Source organism: Micromonospora sp. WMMA1949 (assembly GCF_027460145.1).
In the GTDB taxonomy this organism is placed as follows: Bacteria; Actinomycetota; Actinomycetes; order Mycobacteriales; family Micromonosporaceae; genus Micromonospora.
The window spans coordinates 241,246-258,621 of the sequence record NZ_JAPZBG010000001.1 but is presented as its reverse complement, the minus strand read 5'-3'; the positions used below and the strand labels follow the sequence as shown (position 1 = coordinate 258,621).

At 70.8% G+C, this 17,376-nt stretch carries 16 protein-coding genes, 1 tRNA gene and 1 pseudogene; 14 read left to right on the top strand and 4 right to left on the bottom strand.

Features of this window, described 5'->3' with window-relative positions; translation table 11 throughout:
• Positions 1-32: 32 nt before the first annotated feature.
• On the bottom strand, positions 33-404 hold the full coding sequence (locus O7607_RS01015; RefSeq protein WP_332367293.1) for a TM2 domain-containing protein: 372 nt from the start codon (positions 402-404) through the stop codon (positions 33-35).
• Positions 405-575: 171 nt separating this feature from the next.
• Here O7607_RS01015 and ald point away from each other — a divergent pair, with 171 nt between their 5' ends.
• The 11 genes from ald to O7607_RS00960 all read left to right on the top strand — a co-directional run bounded on the left by ald (position 576) and on the right by O7607_RS00960 (position 10,775).
• Entirely contained in the window at positions 576-1,691 is a 1,116-nt protein-coding gene (gene ald / locus O7607_RS01010) for an alanine dehydrogenase (protein WP_260032712.1), read from the top strand.
• An 11-nt stretch (positions 1,692-1,702) separates the two neighbouring features.
• A complete protein-coding gene (locus O7607_RS01005; protein WP_269700371.1) occupies positions 1,703-2,674 on the top strand; it encodes a tyrosine recombinase in 972 nt (323 codons plus the stop codon).
• Positions 2,675-2,868: 194 nt separating this feature from the next.
• The gene (locus O7607_RS01000) at positions 2,869-3,792 is read left to right on the top strand and encodes a ParA family protein (protein WP_013285595.1); all 924 of its coding nucleotides are present in this window, start codon (positions 2,869-2,871) and stop codon (positions 3,790-3,792) included.
• 41 nt (positions 3,793-3,833) lie between these two features.
• Positions 3,834-4,844 carry a segregation and condensation protein A gene (locus tag O7607_RS00995; RefSeq protein ID WP_269700369.1) on the top strand — a complete coding sequence of 337 codons (1,011 nt, stop codon included), beginning with the start codon at positions 3,834-3,836 and terminating at the stop codon, positions 4,842-4,844.
• Between the two features lie 4 nt (positions 4,845-4,848).
• A complete protein-coding gene (gene scpB, locus O7607_RS00990; protein WP_269700367.1) occupies positions 4,849-5,856 on the top strand; it encodes an SMC-Scp complex subunit ScpB in 1,008 nt (335 codons plus the stop codon).
• On the top strand, positions 5,843-6,613 hold the full coding sequence (locus O7607_RS00985; protein ID WP_269700366.1) for a pseudouridine synthase: 771 nt from the start codon (positions 5,843-5,845) through the stop codon (positions 6,611-6,613). The genes scpB and O7607_RS00985 overlap by 14 nt, the downstream gene beginning before the upstream one ends.
• Before the next feature lie 173 nt (positions 6,614-6,786).
• Complete coding sequence (gene cmk / locus O7607_RS00980; protein ID WP_269700365.1) at positions 6,787-7,467, top strand: (d)CMP kinase; 681 nt, start codon at positions 6,787-6,789, stop codon at positions 7,465-7,467.
• A 46-nt stretch (positions 7,468-7,513) separates the two neighbouring features.
• Entirely contained in the window at positions 7,514-8,923 is a 1,410-nt protein-coding gene (gene der, locus O7607_RS00975) for a ribosome biogenesis GTPase Der (protein WP_269700364.1), read from the top strand.
• Between the two features lie 151 nt (positions 8,924-9,074).
• Positions 9,075-9,148 (top strand) — tRNA-Pro (locus O7607_RS00970).
• A 119-nt stretch (positions 9,149-9,267) separates the two neighbouring features.
• Positions 9,268-10,413 (top strand): tyrosine-type recombinase/integrase, encoded by a 1,146-nt coding sequence (locus tag O7607_RS00965; protein ID WP_269700362.1) that lies wholly within the window; start codon positions 9,268-9,270, stop codon positions 10,411-10,413.
• Positions 10,414-10,541: 128 nt separating this feature from the next.
• Positions 10,542-10,775 carry a helix-turn-helix domain-containing protein gene (locus O7607_RS00960; protein ID WP_269700361.1) on the top strand — a complete coding sequence of 78 codons (234 nt, stop codon included), beginning with the start codon at positions 10,542-10,544 and terminating at the stop codon, positions 10,773-10,775.
• 368 nt (positions 10,776-11,143) lie between these two features.
• On the opposite strand, the gene O7607_RS00955 is transcribed toward O7607_RS00960, so the two are convergent.
• On the bottom strand, positions 11,144-13,636 hold the full coding sequence (locus O7607_RS00955) for an NACHT domain-containing protein (RefSeq protein ID WP_269700360.1): 2,493 nt from the start codon (positions 13,634-13,636) through the stop codon (positions 11,144-11,146).
• Positions 13,633-14,160, bottom strand: coding sequence for a ribosomal protein L7/L12 (locus tag O7607_RS00950; RefSeq protein ID WP_269700358.1), 528 nt, complete (start codon positions 14,158-14,160; stop codon positions 13,633-13,635). Before O7607_RS00950 ends, O7607_RS00955 begins: the two co-directional genes overlap by 4 nt.
• Positions 14,161-14,330: 170 nt before the next feature.
• Between O7607_RS00950 and O7607_RS00945 the strand changes: the two genes are divergently transcribed.
• Entirely contained in the window at positions 14,331-14,531 is a 201-nt protein-coding gene (locus O7607_RS00945) for a hypothetical protein (RefSeq protein WP_113974853.1), read from the top strand.
• A gap of 8 nt (positions 14,532-14,539) precedes the next feature.
• On the opposite strand, the pseudogene O7607_RS00940 reads toward O7607_RS00945, so the two are convergent.
• A pseudogene (locus O7607_RS00940) lies at positions 14,540-14,688 on the bottom strand (ATP-dependent helicase C-terminal domain-containing protein); the annotation flags it as partial.
• A 792-nt stretch (positions 14,689-15,480) separates the two neighbouring features.
• Between O7607_RS00940 and O7607_RS00935 the strand changes: the two are divergent.
• Together O7607_RS00935 and O7607_RS00930 are read left to right on the top strand one after the other, a co-directional pair.
• The gene (locus tag O7607_RS00935) at positions 15,481-15,897 is read left to right on the top strand and encodes a hypothetical protein (RefSeq protein WP_269700356.1); all 417 of its coding nucleotides are present in this window, start codon (positions 15,481-15,483) and stop codon (positions 15,895-15,897) included.
• On the top strand, positions 15,894-17,333 hold the full coding sequence (locus O7607_RS00930) for a relaxase (protein ID WP_269700355.1): 1,440 nt from the start codon (positions 15,894-15,896) through the stop codon (positions 17,331-17,333). Before O7607_RS00935 ends, O7607_RS00930 begins: the two co-directional genes overlap by 4 nt.
• Positions 17,334-17,376 lie beyond the last annotated feature (43 nt).

Below are 17,376 nucleotides of genomic sequence, written 5' to 3'. Positions count from 1 at the left end.
CGCACCGCGCGGCCCCTTTCGTGTGTCTGCGCTCAGTCGCGCAGCGGGCGGCCCTGCCCGTCGACGCCACCGTTGACGAGGATCAGGATGCCGTCGACGAGGCCCCAGATCGCGCCGATACCGCACGTCACGAGCGTGACGATGAGCTGGATGACACCGGTCTTGGTGTCGCCCATGTAGAACCGGCCGATGCCGAAGCCGCCGAGGAGGATCTGGAGCACACCCGCGACGACCTTGCTCTTGTCCGAGACGCCCTGCGGGTACTGCTGGTAAGGAGTGGTCATGAGCGGACACAATAGTGATCCACTCGCGTCCTGTCGGCCCCGGCACCCCGGTCGTGGAAGGATATTTACCGAACTCTGTCCTGTCGGCTGATGGCGTCTCCACCGGCCAGCCTGCGGCATGCCTGACACACCGTCAGCACCAGCGGGCACCGGATGTCACAGTGTCGCCGTCCGTGGGCTTCCCACGGTTCTAGACTGCCGCCGGCGGGACCGGTGTACCGCGCCGGCAACGGAGCCGGCGCGGCGCCGCGCAGTCGGGGGTGAGCAGCCCCGGAGGAAGGTGTCTGCATCGTGAAGGTCGGAATCCCCCGCGAGGTCAAGAACCACGAGTACCGGGTGGCGATCACGCCCGCGGGCGTCAACGAGTTCACCCGCCACGGCCACGAGGTCTTCGTGGAGGCCGGCGCCGGAGTCGGTTCCAGCATCACCGACGACGAGTTCGCCGCCGCCGGCGCGAAGATCCTGGCCACCGCCGACGAGGTGTGGGACACCGCCGAGCTGGTCCTCAAGGTCAAGGAGCCGATCGCCGAGGAGTACCACCGGATGCGCGAGGGGCAGGTGCTCTTCACCTACCTGCACCTGGCCGCCTCCCGCGAGTGCACCGACGCGCTCGTCGACCGCAAGGTCACCGGCATCGCGTACGAGACCGTCGAGCTGCCCGACCGGTCGCTGCCGCTGCTCGCCCCGATGTCCGAGGTGGCTGGCCGGCTCGCCCCGCAGGTGGGCGCCTTCTACATGATGCGCACCGGCGGCGGGCGCGGCGTGCTGCCCGGCGGCGTCTCCGGCGTCTACGCCGCGAAGACCGTGGTCATCGGCGCGGGCGTGTCCGGCCTCAACGCCGCCGCCATCGCGCTGGGCCTGCAGTCCGAGGTGCTGCTGCTGGACAAGAACGTGGCCCGGCTGCGCCAGGCCGACGCCATCTACCGCGGTCACCTGCAGACCGTCGCCTCGAACGCGTACGAGATCGAGCGGGCCGTCCTCGACGCGGACCTGGTCATCGGCGCGGTGCTGGTGCCCGGCGCGAAGGCCCCGAAGCTCATCTCCAACGAACTGGTCTCCCGGATGAAGCCGGGCAGCGTGCTCGTCGACATCGCCATCGACCAGGGCGGCTGCTTCGAGGACTCGCGCCCGACCACGCACGCCGACCCGACCTACAAGGTGCACGACTCGATCTTCTACTGCGTGGCGAACATGCCCGGCGCGGTGCCGAACACCAGCACCTACGCGCTGACGAACGTCACCCTGCCGTACGCCCTCGAACTCGCCAACCAGGGCTGGCAGCAGGCGCTGCGCAACGACCCGGCGCTGGCGCTGGGCCTGAACACCCACGCCGGCAAGGTCGTCTACGGCCCGGTCGCCGAGGCGCACGGCATGGACGTGCTGCCGCTGGACGAGGTGCTGAGCTGACCGACGCCGCCGTGCGCGCGGCCGGCGCGGAACCCGCGCCGGCCCTGCGCCGTGCGGTCCGGACCTACCTGGACCACCTCACCGTCGAACGCGGCCTGTCCGCGAACACGCTCGCCTCGTACCGCCGCGACCTGGACCGCTATCTCGCCACCCTGGCCGCGGCCGGGGTGGACGACCTGGCCGCGGCCGGGCCCGCGCAGGTCGAGGCCCACCTGGCCCGGCTGCGCGCGGGCGACGACGACCACCCGCCGCTCGCCGTCTCCTCCGCCGCCCGCGCGGCCAGCGCGGTACGCGGCCTGCACCGTTTCGCGCTGCGCGAGGGACTCACGGGCGCCGACCCCAGCCGTGACGTCCGCCCGCCCGCGCCGCCGCGCCGGTTGCCCCGGGCGCTGCCCGTCGACGCGGTCCTGCGGCTGCTGGCCGCCGCCGGCCTGCCCGGCGCCACCGGCGACGCCGCCGCCCGCGCGCTGCGCGACCGGGCGCTGCTGGAATTCCTGTACGGCACCGGCGCGCGCATCTCCGAGGCGGTCGGCGCGGCGGTCGACGACCTCGACCTGGACGCCGGCACCGTGCTGCTGCGCGGCAAGGGCGGCCGCACCCGGCTGGTCCCGGTCGGCGGGTACGCGGCCGACGCGCTGCGCGCCTGGCTGGTCCGGGGCCGCCCGGCGCTGCTCGCCGCCGGACGCGGCACCCACGCGGTGTTCGTCAACGCGCGCGGCGGCCCGCTCACCCGGCAGGGCGCCTGGGTCGTGCTGCGCACCGCCGCCGCCCGGGCCGGCCTGCCGGTCGACGGACCCGACGCGGTCTCCCCGCACACGCTGCGCCACTCGTATGCCACCCACCTGCTCGACGGCGGCGCGGACGTGCGCGTGGTGCAGGAACTCCTGGGCCACGCCTCGGTGACCACGACCCAGGTCTACACACTGGTGACGGTGGAGCGGCTGCGCGAGGTGTACGCGACCGCCCACCCCCGGGCTCGCTGAGCGCCGGCGTCGTGAGGCCCGGCTGACGGGCGGCCGACACGCCGACCCGCTACCGAACGCGCTGCTGGCCGGTGGCGTACAGTCGGCATCGGCGCGGGCCTCCAGGTGCGACGGACCGGAGGTGCGCAGCGGCGCCGCGAGGGACGTCGGACGGCTCCGACGCCGGGTGGTCGTCGGGAGGGGGCAACGAGGACATGGCAGGAAACGGTGACCGTGCCGAGACCTGGACGTCGGAGCTCCGTGAGCAGCAGGCGACGCTCGGCGCCGATCTGGGCCCCGCCGACCCGGCCGCGTACACCATGCGCAAGCCGATCCCGGAACCCATGCCGACCGACCGGCACGGCCCCGCGCGGATCATCGCGATGGCCAACCAGAAGGGTGGCGTCGGCAAGACCACGACGACCATCAACCTGGGTGCGGCGCTGGCCGAGTACGGCCGCAAGGTGCTGCTCGTCGACTTCGACCCGCAGGGTGCCCTCTCCGTCGGCCTGGGCGTCAACCCGCACAACCTGGACCTGTCGGTCTACAACCTGCTGATGCAGGACGACGTCACCGCCGAGGACGTCCTCATCAAGACCGACGTGGCCGGGCTGCACCTGCTGCCCGCCAACATCGACCTCTCCGCCGCCGAGATCCAGCTCGTCAACGAGGTCGCCCGGGAGATGGCCCTGGCGCGGGTGCTGCGCACCATCCGCAAGGAGTACGACTTCATCCTGATCGATTGCCAGCCCTCGCTGGGCCTGCTGGCGATCAACGCGCTGACCGTCGCGCACGGCGTACTCATCCCGCTGGAGTGCGAGTTCTTCAGCCTGCGCGGTGTCGCGCTGCTGCTGGACACCATCGACAAGGTGCGGGAACGGCTCAACTTCGACCTGGAACTCGAAGGCATCCTCGCCACCATGTACGACAGCCGCACCACCCACTGCCGCCAGGTGCTGCAACGCGTGGTCGAGGCGTTCGGCGACAAGGTCTACCAGACCGTCATCACCAAGACGGTGAAGTTCCCCGAGTCCACGGTGGCCGGTGCCCCGATCACCACCCTCGACCCGGCCTCCTCCGGCGCGCGCAACTACCGGCAGCTCGCGCGGGAGGTCATCGCCGCCCAGGCGGACCGGTAGGGCGCACGCCGGCCGCCCGCCGCGTCGTCTACGGTTTCCCGGTGACCGCACCGCCCCTCGACCCGCCGCACGGCCCCGGCGACCCCGCCGTCGCCGCGGAGCTGGCCGCCGAGGTCGACGGTGTGGTGCCCGCCGACCCGGGCACCGGCGAACAGACGAGTGGCTTCACGGTCCGGCTGGACAACTTCACCGGCCCGTTCGACCTGCTGCTCCAGCTGATCAGCAAGCACAAGCTGGACGTCACCGAGGTCGCGCTGCACAAGGTCACCGACGAGTTCATCGCGTACCTGCGCGCCATGGGCGACCAGTGGGACCTGGACGAGACCAGCGAGTTCCTGCTCGTCGCCGCCACCCTGCTCGACCTGAAGGCGGCCCGGCTGCTGCCCTCGGCCGAGGTCGAGGACGAGGAGGATCTGGCGCTACTGGAGGCGCGGGATCTGCTGTTCGCGCGGCTGCTGCAGTACAAGGCGTACAAGGAGGCCGCCGCGCACATCGCCGAGCTGGAGGCGGTCGGCGGCCGGCGCTACCCGCGGGCGGTCACCCTCGAACCGCGGTACGCCGAGGCGCTGCCCGACCTGGTGCTCGGCATCGGCCCGGAGCGGCTGCGCGCGCTCGCGGTCAAGGCGATGAGCCCGAAGCCGGTGCCCGAGGTGTCCATCGCGCACGTGCACATGGTCCGGGTCAGCGTCCGGGAACACGCCGGCATCATCGCCGACCGGCTGCGCCGCGCCGGGGTCGCCACGTTCTCGCTGCTCTGCGCCGACTGCGAGATGACGCTCGAGGTGGTGGCCCGGTTCCTGGCGCTGCTGGAGCTGTACCGGCAGGGCCTCGTCGCCTTCGTGCAGGAGCAGGCGCTCGAGGAACTGACCGTCCGCTGGACCGGCCCGGTCGACGGCGAGGCCGAGCTGACAGTCGACGAGTACGCCGGCAGCCCCGAACCGACGACCACGTCCACCCCCGTCGCGGACGCCGCCGCGCCGAGCGATGCCGACGCATCCGACGCCGCCGTGCCCGCCGAGGCGGCGGACGAACCCGCACCGACGCAGGAGTGAACGGATGAGCGACGAGGAACGCCGCGACTCCCTGGCCGACCAGGCCGCCGCATGGGTGCCCCCGTGGGAGCGCCCCGCCCCACCCAGGCCCGCCCCGGACGACTCCGACACGGCCGCCGAGCAGCCCGAACCCGAGACCCCGGACACCGCCGACTCCCGGGAAGCGGATCTCGACGCGACACCGGATTCCTCGGCGGATCTTGGAAGCGAAGGGCCCTCGGAGGGGCCCGTTCCTCCCAAGATCGCAGCGGCCGGGGCGGATCTTGGTACGGGAGCGCCCTCCGGAGGGCGGGACCGTACCAAGATCTCGGGGGAGAGCGGGGCCGGCGGCGACGGCCGGCGGGACGGCGACGCGGTTGCGCAGGAACCGGGGGACCGGGTGAGCGGGGGAGCGGGGGCTGACGGCGTACCCCCGAAGCGGGGACGGCGGCGAGCCGCGCCGGAACCGCCGCCCGCGCCGGTCCTGGACGACGCGGAGCTGCGCGGCGCCCTGGAGGCCATCCTGCTCGTGGTGGACCAGCCGGTCAGCGAGATGGTCCTGGCCGAGGTCCTCGAACAGGCCCCGGAGCGGGTCGGCGCGATGCTCGACGAGATCGCCGCCGGATACACCGCGGCCGGGCACGGGTTCGACCTGCGCCGGGCGGCGGGTGGCTGGCGTCTCTACACCCGGCCGGAATACGCGACGTACGTGGAGCGGTTCGTACTGGACGGGCAGTCCGTGCGGCTGACCCAGGCCGCGCTGGAGACCCTCGCGGTGGTCGCCTACCGGCAGCCGGTGACCCGTTCGCGCATCTCGGCCATCCGGGGTGTCAACTGCGACGGGGTGCTCCGTACCCTGGTGGGTCGCGGCCTGGTCGAGGAGTGCGGCACCGAAGCGGACAGCGGGGCCTACCTCTACCGGACCACCACCATGTTCCTGGAGAAGCTGGGGCTGAACTCGGTGGACGACCTGCCGCCGCTCGCCCCGTTCCTTCCCGACGACGTAGAAGAGCTTGCCGATGCGACGCGATGACCGTGCCCCGAAGCCCGACGCCCCCGTGTACGAGGGCGCCGAGCGCCTCCAGAAGGTGCTCGCCGCCGCGGGGGTGGGTTCCCGGCGCGCCTGCGAAGACCTGATCTTCCGGCGCCGGGTCACCGTGAACGGGCGGGTGGCGCAGCTCGGCGACAAGGCCGACCCGGCCCGCGACGTGATCGTCGTCGACGGGGAGCGGCTGCAGGCCGATGTCCGCCTGGTCTACGTGGCGATGAACAAGCCGCGCGGGGTGGTCACCACCATGGCCGACGAGAAGGGCCGCACCGAGCTCGCCGACTTCATCGGCGCGCGGCTGGAGCAGCGGGTCTACCACGTCGGGCGGCTCGACGCCGACAGCGAGGGCCTGCTCCTGCTCACCAACGACGGCACCCTCGCCCACAAGCTCATGCACCCGTCGTACGAGGTGCTCAAGACCTACCTCGCCGAGGTGGCCGGGCCGATCCCGCGCAACCTGGGCAAGCGGCTGACCGCCGGCGTCGAGCTGGAGGACGGGCCGGTGAAGGTCGACGGGTTCAAGCTGGTCGACACGCTCGGCAAAACCGCCCAGGTGGAGCTGACCCTGCACGAGGGGCGCAAGCACATCGTCCGGCGCCTGATGGCCGAGGTGGGACACCCGGTGAGCCGTCTGATCCGTACCTCGATCGGTCCGATCAAGCTCGGCGACCTGCGCACCGGGCGGATGCGGCGGCTCACCAACGCGGAGGTCGCCGCCCTGTTCAAGACGGTGGGTGACTGACCCCGACGATCGGGGTACGGCTCCCGGTAGGCTTCGACGCGGTCCGCGGGCCCGGCACACGCCGGCCCGGCGGGACGCCCGCGCGGCGCGGGCATGATTGACGACAGAACCATCCGCTCAACGGCGCCGGACACACCGGGCGACCTGCGAGGTACGGGCTGAGGAGGACAACGGTGGAGGAAAACGTACCGGCCGGGCGATGCGTGGTCGCTGTGGACGGGCCGTCCGGTTCGGGGAAGTCCACCGTGTCGCGGCGACTGGCGACGGGCCTCGGCGCCCGTTATCTCGACACCGGCGCCATGTACCGGGCGCTGACCTGGGCGGTCCTGCGCTCCGGCGTGGAACTCACCGACGCCGAGTCGGTCGCGAAGGTCGCCGCCGAGGCCGACCTCCGCATCGGCACCGACCCCCAGGGGTACGCCGTGACCGTCGACGGCACCGACGTGTCCACCGCCATCCGCGGCTCCGAGGTGACCGCAGCCGTCTCCGCGGTGGCCGCCGTCGCCGCCGTACGCGAGCTGCTGGTGGACCGGCAGCGGCGGGTGATCGCCGACGCGGGCCGGATCGTGGTCGAAGGCCGGGACATCGGCACGGTGGTCGCGCCGGACGCGGACCTGAAGGTGTACCTGACCGCCTCCGAGGCGGCGCGCGCGAAGCGGCGCAGCGCCGAGGACGCCGCCGACGTCGCGGCGACCGCCGCCGACCTGGCCCGCCGGGACCGCCTCGACTCGACCCGCAAGGTCAACCCGCTGCAGCAGGCCCCCGACGCGGTGGTGCTGGACACCACCGAGCTGGGCATCGACGAGGTCGTGGCCCGACTGCGGGAGATGCTCACGGAGCGGGGTGTCGCGTGAGCGGGTTTTCGCAGGTGCCGCAGACGCGAACGAAGGGCGGCTCGGCATGAGTGACGACGATTTCGGTGGCTGGGTAGAGCTGCGCGAGCCGGAGGTCGACTCCGGTGAGCCGGCCGGTCCGCAGCCCGTGGTGGCAGTGGTCGGGCGGCCCAACGTCGGCAAGTCCACGCTGGTCAACCGCATCATCGGCCGCCGCCAGGCGGTCGTGGAGGACATCCCCGGCGTGACCCGGGACCGCGTGCCCTACGACGCGCAGTGGAACGGCCGGTCGTTCACCGTGGTGGACACCGGCGGCTGGGAGCCCGACGCCAAGGACCGGGCAGCGGCCATCGCCGCCCAGGCCGAGATCGCGGTGGGCACCGCCGACGTGGTGCTGTTCGTGGTGGACGCCATGGTCGGCGCCACCGACGTGGACGAGGCAGCGGTGAAGATGCTGCGCCGCAGCGCCAAGCCGGTCATCCTCATCGCGAACAAGGCCGACAACACCACCATCGAGATGGAGGCCACCTCGCTGTGGTCGCTCGGCCTCGGTGAGCCGTTCCCGGTCTCGGCGCTGCACGGCCGCGGCTCCGGCGACCTGCTCGACGCCATCCTGGACGCGCTGCCCGAGGCGCCGAAGATCGTGGAGAACCGGCCGCGCGGCCCGCGCCGGGTCGCACTGGTCGGCCGCCCCAACGTGGGCAAGTCCAGCCTGCTCAATCGGTTCTCCGGCGAGGAGCGGGCGGTGGTCGACTCGGTCGCCGGCACCACTGTCGACCCGGTCGACAGCCTGGTCGAGATCGGCGGCGAGACCTGGCAGCTGGTCGACACGGCCGGTCTGCGCAAGCGGGTCGGCAAGGCCAGCGGCACCGAGTACTACGCCAGCCTGCGTACCGCCTCGGCGATCGAGGCGGCCGAGGTCGCCGTGGTGCTGCTCGACTCCAGCGAGGTGATCAGCGAGCAGGACCAGCGGATCCTCACCATGGTCGTCGAGTCGGGCCGGGCGCTGGTCATCGCGTTCAACAAGTGGGACCTGGTCGACGGCGACCGCCGCTACTACCTGGACAAGGAAATCGACCGGGAACTGCGCCGCATCCCCTGGGCGATCCGGCTGAACCTGTCCGCGAAGACCGGCCGCGCCGTCGACAAGCTCGCACCCGCGCTGCGCAAGGCGCTCGCCAGCTGGGAGACGCGCATCCCCACCGCGCAGCTCAACCAGTGGCTCACCGCGCTGGTCCAGGCCACCCCGCACCCGGTACGCGGCGGACGCGCACCACGCATCCTGTTCGCCACGCAGGCCGGGGCGGCCCCGCCGCGCTTCGTGCTGTTCACCACCGGTCCGCTGGACGCCGGCTACCAGCGCTTCGTCGAGCGCAAGCTCCGCGAGGAGTTCGGCTTCGAGGGCAGCCCGATCGAGATCTCGGTACGCCCGCGCAAGAAGCTGGGCCCCGGCGGCCGGGGCAAGGCCCACGGCTGACCCGCTGCTTGCACGCGTTGTTGCTGTCGCGCCCACCCTCCTAGGATGCTCTAGGGGGTGTGGCGTGCGGCGCGGAGGGGCCTCTGCGCACGGTGCGAAGATCCTGCGCTAAGCTGTACCGGCTGCCGCGGGGGAGACCTGGCGGGGGCATCGGGACGTGGCGCAGCTTGGTAGCGCACTTGACTGGGGGTCAAGGGGTCGTCGGTTCGAATCCGGCCGTCCCGACTGGTATTCACCAGCGGATATAGAAGATCATGTGTGATCTTGCGGTAACGCTGGCGGTAACGGAGATCGCTTAACGTGGGCTGCATCCCTCGATCCCGTTACTGCGGAGGTGCAGCCGCATGGCTGTCTACAGCTACCGCCTCGCCAACGGCCAAGCCCGCTGGTTCTTCATCATCGACCTTCCGCCCGACGTGAACGGGCGCCGCCGTCAGCACAAGCGGCAGGGGTTTCCCAACCAGGCCGCCGCTTTGAAGGCGGAGGACGATGCGCGCGCCGCGTACGGCGGAGCGGATCTCGGCGCCGACGGCAGTGTCGCCGCGGAGTTGGAGTGCTGGCTCAACGAGCGCGAGTTGGACGTCCAGGAGACGACGCTCAGCAACTACCGGGACGTCATTCGTTGCTACGTGGTGCCGCACATTGGCGGCCGGCAGCTCTACGCCCTCGACAAGCGGGTCATCCACGACCTCTACAAGAAGCTCCTGAAGAGCGGCGGCAAGAACGGCAGTCCGCTATCCCCGACCACCGTCCGCATCGTCCACCGGATCCTGATGAAGGCGTTGGGCGACCTCGGAGTCAACGTCGACGGTGTACGGCAGCCCCGGCAGGCCGAGCGGGAGACGATGGGGCGTAAGGGCGTCTGGACGCCGGCGCAGTCGGCGAAGTTCCTCAAGCACCACGCCGACCACCGGCTGCGTGCCGCGTGGGTGCTGGCAATCGTGGTCGGTGCCCGGCGAGGAGAGTTGGCCGGTCTCAAGTGGCCGCGGGTCGACCTCGACCGGGGTGTCCTGCTGCTGCACTGGCAACGCACCACTACCAGCAACGGGGTGGTGGAGAAGGCGCCCAAGGGCAAGAGCAAGCGGGCGGTAGCGCTCGGACCGGCCCTGGTAGCGGAGCTGCTCGCCCACCAGACGCGCCAGGCGGTGGAAAAGGCCGACGCCGGCGTCCTCTACCACGACGGCGGTTACCTGTTCTGCCGAGAGGATGGGGAGCCGTACTACCCGAAGTACTTCACCGACCAGTGGGCGAAGGCGTGCGTTGACGTCGGCGTTCCGGTGATCGCCTTGCACGATGCGCGGCACACCTCCGCTACCACCGGTGCTGACGCTGGCGTTCCCGAGCACGTGATGCAGCGGCGGCTCGGTCACGCCGACAGTCGGACCACGCGGGAGGTCTACACCCACGTGTTGCCGGAGAGCGAGCGTCGGGCAGCAGAGCTGATGGAGGCGGTGCTCGGAGACGCTGCGACCTGGTCACCTGCGGCGTGAACTCGATTGGTAACGCCACCCGTGCTGATGGTTCTCACATTCGGCAACGCAGCAGGTAAGCGGCTGCCTGCACCTTGGGGGTGACGCCGGTACCGGCGTACTCACGATTGCGGGGAGGGGCGCGGACGATGTCAACCACCACGACTGGTGAGCGCAAAGCTGGCCAGGTATGGACGATTGAAGCGGTGCGTGAGCTCGGGCTCACGACTGATGTGGAGACCGCCGCAGCGATCCTCGGCGTCGGGCGTACGAAGGCCTACGCCCTCGCCCGAACCGGCGAGTTCCCGGTGCTTCTCCTACGCGTCGGCCGGCGGTACGTGGTCCCCGTACAGGCGATCCTCAATCTCCTTGCCGTCGAATAGTCGGTCTGCCCGAGGAGACCGGGTCGCTACCTTCAATCGAACCGACCTGGTTCGGCGGCAGTCAGTCTCTGTTGTCCAGCTGAAGACGCCGTAGATATCGGAGATGGCTCCCGGCCATGTAGCTGGCTACCTCTTACCGTGCCTTACGGCAGCGGCCTTCTTGCGCCATGCGGGGGAACGGAGGACGAGGGCAGCCGCCTTGATCCTGTGGCGCTCCGCCTCACACGAGTCTCGTGGGAGTCGGGCAACCAGAGCGCGGGCCTCGCGCAACAACTCGCATGCCGTTGACTCTCTACCGGCGCCCATCGCTGCTATAAGGCTCGTCAGGTCTGCATGCAGTCGGTTATCCCGGCCCAGCCCGGCCCGGCTTATTCCAGCAGCTCAGGTGAATCCGTACCGCGTTCCATGAACGCGACGTCGAGACCGAGCGCCGCGCACGCCGTCCTGACCGGCTCGAGAACGTCCAGGATCTGGTCGCGGACCGCCGGAGTTATCTCGAAGTCCTCGTTCAGCTGCACGTCGGCGGCGAGGTCACCGCTGGGTGCCAGCCAGTCGGAGATGAACCCGGCCGTCGGGAGCCCCATGCCGAACACCGGCCGGAGCGAGCGCAGTATGGCCCGGGCGTTCGCCGTCCGGCCACGGCCGATGTCGAGTCGCAGCGCGAGATGGATCCCGGCTATCGCCAGCCAGCGCACACGCAGCTCGTTGCCGCCAACCAGGATCGGCTGACCATTTCGCCCGGTCTCCACGCGAGCCTCACCCGTGCGGCGGCCGAAGCTCCACGAGCCGTTCAATCGGCTGAGGTACACGTAGTCGCCGCTGGGCCGGACCTGCCCGCCGTTGACGAGCGCCGACCTTACGGCCTGCGGAGTGCCCCCGTCGACCAGCATCGCCACCAGCTTCTGGAATGCCTCCTCGACCCTTCGCGGGGTGCCGCCCAGCCGCAGGACGCAGAAGAGCGCAGTGAGCGTGAAGTCTTCGGCCTGGGCCAGCTTGAGGACCTCCTGGATGGTGACGCCGGCGTCGCTCTGCGGATGCTTCCTCGTCCAGGTGGAAAGCAAGAGCAGCTCCCACGAGGTGATCTTTCCCTGGTTGCGGCGACTGGCCCGGCGGGTACGGACGGAGAGGTGTGCGTCTAATCGCTCCCGGATCGTGAGCATGACCTCCTCGGCCATGAACACCGCGGTTACCAGGCGCCAGCAGAGCGTCGTGCCCGGCTTCAGTGCCTTCACCAGACGGGCGGCCGCCGCCGTTTCCTGCCGCCCGCGCTGCAAGCTCATGAAGGACGAAACCTCCTGGCTGACCAGCGGGTCGGCCTCGGCCAGGGTCAGGGTGCCGCTACGCAGCCGGTTCCAGATCGTCTCAGCCACCAGGAACTCCTGGAACGACCGGTGCGGGAACCCGAATCGCTCGCCGATGCGGCGGTCGAGCGGTGACCCAGCGAACAGGTCCCGGCGGACTGCGAGCAGATCACGACCCTTCGCGTACGGCTCGACCAGTTCCAGCGGGACGGTCTCGCTCGCGACGAAGGTTGCCTTCTGCTCCTTCCACAGCCAGAACGCAAGCGAAGTGAGGAAGGCGCGCCGTTCGGTCGAGTTGAATGCGGCTCGGCTGTTCTTGTCATCCTCTCGCTGGATTATGGTGTCGATGAGGTGCCCGATGAAGATGTCGTAGATGCGGGCTAGGTCGAGCTCGCTGATCTCGCCGGCGTACTCGGGGAGGATCTCGGCCAGCATCCGCAGCTGGACCGGGCGCCGGGCCACGTCCCGCAGGTGCCGCGAGCCGACCTTGTCCCACAGGGCCGCCACCTCGGCATCCGGGTCGGTCAAGTCCGGGCGGCGGTACCGGACATAGCGGCCGAGGAACAACCGGATCTCGTCGTTGTTGAACGGCGAGAGCTCGACCTCGAAGCAGTTGGGCCAGCCCGCGTCGGCGCGCCCGCCGCCGGCATGCAACGCCATCTCCTGTTCCTCGTCGGTCTCGAACGCCGTGGGCCGGCCGAGCACGATCAGCCGCGAGTCCCCGTCGTGCAGCCGGTAGAGCTGGCCCAGGTTGTACTCGAAGTCGTTCCAGGACAGCAGCTGCTTCATCTCGTCGAAGCCGTCGAGGATGACGACGAAGCGCCCAGCCTGGTTGAGCCTCTGAAAGGCCGCGAACGAGTAGCCCGGCACCTGGTAGGTGGCGGTGAATTGCTTGCCCAGCAGGCCTTCGAGAGTCTGCTCTCCGGCCAGATCGCCGAGGCGGATCAGGATGGGGATGCGGGCGTGCGGATCGTCCTTGGCGGCCTGTGCGAGAACGGCGGCGAGGTGGCTGGAGAAGGAGCTCTTGCCCATTCCGTACGCGCCGAGCACCGCGATGGGCTGATCCGGTTCCGGGCCGTCCGGCTCCCGTGTTCCGCGGATCCACCGCCGCACCACCGTCTCGAGATCCTCATCGGCGCGGGTGCGCGGCGGGATGTAGTAGTCCGGCAGGCCGTCGGGCGAGGTGGCGAACGTGTCGAGCAGGTCCTGGAGGTATTCGCCGAAGTCGAGGGCCGCGGCGAGCAGCTCATCGAGCCGAAGCACCTTGAGGTGACGGATGCCAGCCGCATACTCCTTGAGGTCGTCGGCAGCGTCTACAGCCGTGATCACGTACACCGAGTCGATCTCGCGGCGTTCAAGCAGGTCGAGCGGGGTCGCCAGGGTCGACCAGAGGCCGGCCGCCGTCACCGGCTCGGGGCCGTCACGGCAGATGACCGCCATCCGCCGGTCGTCGTCGAGCCGGCGTTCGGTGGCCAGCAGCTCGCCGTCGGTCCCGGTGTGCTCAACCGTCCAGCCGCTCGCCCGCAACGCCTGGCTCACCTGCTTGTCGAAGTCGGTCACCGCTCTTCCTCCCTGGCCTCGGCGAGCGCGCCGAGCGCCTCGATCCGGGAGACGAGGCGCTCGGCGCCTTCCTGAGTGAGGCCGGCGGCCAGCGTCGCGGGGCAGTGGACGAGCATCTCGGTCACCTCGGCCAGACCGGCGCCGGTGACCGAGCGGATCAGTTCGACCAGCGGGATCCTCCGGCTGCCGGAGTCGGTGAGCACTACCGACCAAGCTCGCGTGCGGGCGTCCTCGGCCTGCGCGGCGGTGTCCCAAAGCCGATGGAAGCGATCGACCTGCTCGTCGGCGTCCATCCGGGGCACCCGGCTGGCGAGTTCCGGCACCAGGACGCTGAGCACGCCCCACGCCGGGAGCCGTGGCGAGGTGAAGGCGTCGTAGATGCGAGTGCGCCGGACGAGGTCGACATTGATGGCTCGCTCGAGATCGCGCACGGATGGCCAGCCGGCCTTGCGATGCAACTCGTGCAGGGCCAGCGAGAGGTCGCGGTGCGCGCCGGCTGGCAGATCTGGCTTCCTCAGCGTCATGACCGCAGCCCGCCCGTCCGTATCTGTCCGTCCATGACCGGACCTCATCGAATCATGTCTCTTCCCGGTTTCGATAGTCCCCGATCGACGGAGGATGTCCCCGGCGCGGAAACGGGCCGGACGGTGGACTCCGGGCGGCAGAGAGCCGTCATCCAGATTCAGGAGGAGCCATGCGGCGCAGACCCGTCACCACCCGCCTCGCGTTCATCACCACCGCTTCGCTCTCGGTCGCCTCGGCAATGGGCAGCGTCGCGGAGGCTGTTGCCACACAGTTCCACCACGAGGCTGGCGCGGCCGGTCACGCGGCGTCCGCCGTGATCGCGATCTGGGTCTTCGACAAGCTCAACAATCTCATCGACGACAAGGAGTAGGCGAAACATCAGCGCGAGCGGGGGTTCGTGCGTCGGGTGGCTCGGCCGTCGTCGGGTTCTCCGGCCATTGGCGGCAGAGTGACAACCCGCGCAGCTCCGCTCGGACCTGTGGGTAATCCTGTTGCCAGAAGGAGGCCAGGTCGCGGGTGACCGCGACCTGTCACTCTTGCAGGGATGGAGCGGGCTGCTCTTTTGAGCACCGTCACCGCCCAGGCCGCGGTCCTGGCCTGAACCTCGGCCCGCCGCCGGGCCCAAGAAAGTTGGCAGCCTCGCGTACTGGAGTGGTGCGAGTCCAGGCACTCCTGGGCGTCGGGGTCGCCGAGGCGGACGGCGCAGCGCCACCAGCCGGCGGCTTGGTCGTCGAGTCCGTCGCGTTCGAGGATCCCCGCCATTCAGCGGACGGCACATGTTCGGAGGCGGTGCTGCTGCGAGCAAGATATGGTCATTGCTTATCGATCTGCGACCGGGCGCGGTCGCAGATCGGCAATGGAGGCAAGTCCGCGCCCGCTGAGCCGGGCCCGTATGGGCTTTCGGTTGAGTGCGGCCAGGTAGGTGCGGACGAACGGCCCCAGTCTCCGGCCCACGCCCAGGCGCAGCGCGACGAACGGCGCCCGCGTGGAGTCCCAGGACCACAGCTGCTACCGCGCCGCTTCCGCTCCTCGCCGCTGCGCGGCTGCGGTGCGGGTCGGCTTGCTCTCGAATGACTACCGCAGCGCCCGCCGGCGACCGCAACGACGCCAGCAGGTCGGGCAGGCGCCAGCTTGGCCTCCCCCGGACCAGGACGGCAGACCGCGCCCGAGCTGGTCTCTACTTGAGCGCCGTCGGTGGGTACGCGGACGAACCCCACTCAGGCATACGTGGCCGAGACCTCGTACGCCGACAGCCCAGCGGCGCTGGTAGCCCCGGACGCTCACTTGCCGGCAGCGCCCGGGGCACACAGTGGCGGGTGATGGAGAACGATCAGCCCGCCCCGCCCCGGAAGGCCCGGCACCGTGCCCACCATCGACCGGCCCGCCCACACGCGATGCTGCTCCGACTATCGGACGAGGAAAAGGCTGCGATCGACGCGGCAGCCGCAGCCGCGGACCTGACCCCCACGGGATACGCGGCCAAGGCGGCCGTCGCCGCCGCGACCGCCGGCCAAGCTCCCAGCGACGCGATCGGTGACCTGCGAGACCTACAGCACGAACTGTTCGCCGCACGTCGCGCCGTGGTGATGTTCGGCAACAACGTGAACCAGGCCGCTGCAGCCCTCAATGCCACCGGCCAGCTTCCGGACTGGACCACCGACGCCGTCCGACTGTGCGCCGCAGCGGTAGCCCGGCTCGACGAGGTGATCTTCCTAATCCACCGGAGACTGCGGTGATCACGCGGGTGCACCGGCGCGGCTCGCGGGTCGGTGGGCTACTGCGCTACCTGTGGGGCCCGGGCAAGGCGGAGGAGCACATCAACCCCCACCTGGTGGCCGCCTGGGACGGGGCAGGTCCGCTGACGGAACTGGAGCCGAACGTTACGGCCGCCGGCAGGCGTGACTTCCGGACGCTGACGGCGCTACTCGAGCAACCGGTCCGCGCGGGCTACCGGCCACCGAACAAGTTCGTCTGGCACACCAGCATGCGACTGGCACCCGAGGACCGGCACCGCACCATCAGCGACTCGACCTGGGCGGGCATGGCGGTGCAGATGCTCACCGAGGTCGGGATCGCCACTACCGCGACTGATCCGGGCCTGCGGTGGATCGCTATGCGCCATGCCGACGACCACGTGCACATCGTCGCCACGCTGGTGCGCGAGGACGGGCGAACCAACTGGATGCGCAACGACTACCCGCGCTGCGTCAAGGCGACCTACCACGTCGCCCGCCGCTACAACCTGCACCGCCGGATCCCGCCGGCGGACCGGACCGCCCACCGCCGTCCCCACCCGGTCGAGGTCAGCAAGGCCCGCCGCACCGGCCGCGCCCAGACGCCCCGCGACGAACTGCGCCGGCGGGTACGCAGGGCGGTGGCCGCAGCCGGCTCGGAGGAGGAGTTCTTCACCCGGCTCCGCGAGGCAGGGGTGCTGGTCCGACTCCGACGCAGCAGCACCGACGCCCAGCAGGTCACCGGGTACGCGGTCGCGCTTCCCGGCGCCCGGACCGCCGGCGGACAACCGGTCTACTTCGGCGGCGGCCGGCTCGCGCCCGACATGACCCTGCCCAAGCTGCGGCTGCGCTGGGGCACCCCGGCGCCGCAGCCGACGGCACCATCGGTCGGCCGCAGCGAACGTGTCGAGGCAATGCGCCAGGCCGCCAAGGTCGCCACCGCGGCCGCCGACGACATCCGCGACGCCGCCCGTACCGAACCGGGCCGGGTGCAGGCCACCGCGGTCGCCGCGGCAGATCTGCTCACCAGCCTGGCGTACGCGATGGAGGGTGACCGGCGCGGGCCGCTGCACCGGGCCGCCGAGGTCTTCGACCGGGCGGCCCGCGACCTGTACGGGCGGGTCCGTCGGCCCACCGGCCGCGGCCAGGAGATGCGTGCCATGTCGCGACTGGTAGCGCTGATGGGCCGTATCTCCGGCGACGACGACGGCATCGCCGCGCTCGCGCTGGTGATGGACCTGGCCCGCCTCGCAGACACCCTCGAGCAGCTGCGCACGGCACAGCAGCGCCTCCACCAGGTTGAGGCAGCCCGGACCGCGGCAGATGCGCTGCGGCTGGTAGCGGGTGGCCGGCAACCGGCGGTAACGCTGCCGCTCACTGCCACGCCCACCTCCGAACCGACAGTGGGAGGCGGCCGACGCGCTGGACGTGGCCGCTGAGCAGGCAAGAGAGGTGCACGTGCCGCACCCGCAGCAATACGAG

Bases quoted from the DNA above. Each gene is read 5' to 3' on its own strand.
- O7607_RS00960 (WP_269700361.1), top strand. From the start codon at position 10,542: ATGTCAACCACCACGACTGGTGAGCGCAAAGCTGGCCAGGTATGGACG.
- O7607_RS01015 (WP_332367293.1), bottom strand. From the start codon at position 404: ATGCCGCAGGCTGGCCGGTGGAGACGCCATCAGCCGACAGGACAGAGT.
- O7607_RS00965 (WP_269700362.1), top strand. From the start codon at position 9,268: ATGGCTGTCTACAGCTACCGCCTCGCCAACGGCCAAGCCCGCTGGTTC.
- scpB (WP_269700367.1), top strand. From the start codon at position 4,849: ATGAGCGACGAGGAACGCCGCGACTCCCTGGCCGACCAGGCCGCCGCA.
- O7607_RS01000 (WP_013285595.1), top strand. From the start codon at position 2,869: ATGGCAGGAAACGGTGACCGTGCCGAGACCTGGACGTCGGAGCTCCGT.
- der (WP_269700364.1), top strand. From the start codon at position 7,514: ATGAGTGACGACGATTTCGGTGGCTGGGTAGAGCTGCGCGAGCCGGAG.
- O7607_RS00985 (WP_269700366.1), top strand. From the start codon at position 5,843: ATGCGACGCGATGACCGTGCCCCGAAGCCCGACGCCCCCGTGTACGAG.
- O7607_RS00950 (WP_269700358.1), bottom strand. From the start codon at position 14,160: ATGACGCTGAGGAAGCCAGATCTGCCAGCCGGCGCGCACCGCGACCTC.
- O7607_RS00935 (WP_269700356.1), top strand. From the start codon at position 15,481: ATGGAGAACGATCAGCCCGCCCCGCCCCGGAAGGCCCGGCACCGTGCC.
- O7607_RS00945 (WP_113974853.1), top strand. From the start codon at position 14,331: ATGCGGCGCAGACCCGTCACCACCCGCCTCGCGTTCATCACCACCGCT.